At 62.1% G+C, this 2,333-nt stretch carries 2 protein-coding genes; both read left to right on the top strand.

Annotated features, from left to right (window positions below):
• Positions 1-370 (top strand): hypothetical protein (locus tag LO50_RS25460; protein WP_236690607.1); only part of this gene is annotated, 370 nt, incomplete at its 5' end.
• A gap of 117 nt (positions 371-487) precedes the next feature.
• Positions 488-2,333 (top strand): di-heme-cytochrome C peroxidase (locus LO50_RS19100; protein ID WP_044316012.1); only part of this gene is annotated, 1,846 nt, incomplete at its 3' end.

Genomic DNA, 2,333 nt, shown 5'->3' with positions numbered 1-2,333 from the left:
CGGCTTCAATTCAATAACCGTGTTGCGCTCAGCTCCTGCAACCGCCTCCGATAAAACCCTAGAGCTATATAAACAGAACAATACGATCAGCTATAAATTTGGGCATCCGGGTCGCACACCCGAGCTTGAATTAAATAGATTAGTGGATGAGGTTGACATATTAATAGGTAACGCAACTGGCAGCGAACTGAGCAACTCTATCACGTTCACCAATGGCGCCTACTCGTATACGGTGATATCCAGAATTAACAGAGTGGCTGATGTCCAAACACCCGAGCACGGCATACTAGTTGAGAAAAATTCAAAATACATAACTTACACCTCATGCATTCCAGCCTCCGTGCGCGGAAACCTGCTTGACGCTGAATAATTGCCTAAAGCGGCGACTACTTGTTGCCTGCGGTGCAAAACATACGACTTCTTATTGCCATCACCCTACAACCCTGCGATAAACGCGCACTCGCCATGACGCTACAAGGATGTACCGATGCGATTGCTACGCCGAGCCCTGGGGGCTGTCTTGTTGTTGGCCGTGCTGGTCGTGGGGGTCGGGCTGTATTTCGTGGCCTACCCGAACCTTCCAGAATACAAAGTGCCCGAAGCGCTGCATTATCTGGAGCAGTGGGACACCACGCAGCGGCAGACCTATTACTACACGCCGCAAGGCACCCAGGTTAAGGGACTGGAGTACGACTGGTTCCGTGCGCTGGAGCTGCCCTTCAGCCGGGACAGGTTCGCCACGCCCGACTACCTCGCGCGCTTCGGCTTTCTGGTCGATCCCGCGCAAAAAGCCACCGCGCTGAACCCCGGCAACCTGCCGGTCGGCTTTGCCCGCCACGAGGATGATGAGAGCGGTCGCGCCTATCTGGATGTGACCTGCGCGGCGTGCCACACCGGCGAGCTGCGCTACGGGGGTCAGGCCATTCGTATCGATGGCGGTGCGGCGATGCACTCACTCGCCTCCACCGTACCAACGCTACGTGGCGGTGCGTTCGGCCAAGCGCTGGGCATGAGCATGGCCTTCACCTACTACAACCCGCTCAAGTTCCGTCGCTTCGCCGTGCAGGTGCTGGGCGAGCGTTACGAGCGGGACCGCGCGCAGTTGCGCCACGACTTCAAGCAGGTGCTCGACCGTCTGCTCGGTACGGCCTACAACGACTGGCACCGCGGGCTCTACCCCACCGAAGAAGGCTTCGGCCGTACCGATGCGTTCGGTCGCATCGCCAACAGCGTGTTCGGCGACACCATCGATCCGGCGAATTACCGCGTGGCCAACGCGCCGGTGAGCTACCCGCATCTGTGGGATATCTGGAAGTTCGACTGGGTGCAGTGGAACGGCTCGGCCATGCAGCCGATGGCGCGCAATATCGGCGAGGCGCTGGGTGTTGGCGCCACGCTGCGGCTGCTGCATGAGAACGGCCAGCCCGTCGCCGAAGCCGAGCGCTACGCATCGGGCGTTCGCGTACGAGACCTGCACAGGCTGGAAACCACGCTCATGCAGCTGGCCCCGCCCCGCTGGCCCGAAGACGTGCTGGGCGCGATCGATCTCACGCAGGCCAGCCTCGGTCGCGCGCTGTACAAGGAAAACTGCGCGCATTGCCACGACGCCAGGCCCAAGCCGGTCGACAAGCGTTTCGCTGCCGAGCGCGACCCGGAGTGGCGCATGAAGGTGATCCCCACCTCCTTCGTCGGTACCGATCCGACCACGGCCGACAATATCGCCGACCATCGCTTCGACCTGACACGTCTGGGATGGACTCAGGACGAGCTGGATCGTCTGGATGTGCAGCTGTATGGCGCGCCAGCCGGCCCGCTCGATCTCGCCAGCCTGTCCAGCGCCAAGGGGCTGGCCTATATCACGGCCTATGTCGAAGAGCGCGCCTACCGTGACGCCGGCATCGACGAGGTCGAGCGCGCGGAATTCGACGGCTTCGGCCTGCCGATCGGCGTGCAGGAACTGCGCGGCTACAAGGCACGTCCGCTGGACGGCATCTGGGCGACGCCGCCGTTCCTGCATAACGGCTCGGTCCCCACTCTGTTCCAGCTGCTGTCGCCGGTCGCCGAACGGCAGAAGCAGTTCTGGGTGGGTAGTCGCGAATACGATCCGCAGCACGTAGGTATCCGCACCGAGCGCTTCGACGGCGGCTTTCTGCTGGATACCGCGATCACCGGCAACAGCAACCGCGGCCATGAATTCCGCGCCGGCTGCCGTGGCAACGGCGTGATCGGGCGGGCACTGGCACCGCACGAGCGCTGGGCGCTGGTCGAGTACCTCAAGGTGCTCGGCGACCCCCGATTCGAACCGCGCCTCGAGGAATTGCCGGCGCCCCCCC

The organism is Stutzerimonas stutzeri (assembly GCF_000935215.1).
In the GTDB taxonomy this organism is placed as follows: Bacteria; Pseudomonadota; Gammaproteobacteria; order Pseudomonadales; family Pseudomonadaceae; genus Stutzerimonas.
Note: the sequence above shows the minus strand (reverse complement) of the source record. Positions and strands in the feature narration are given on the sequence as shown.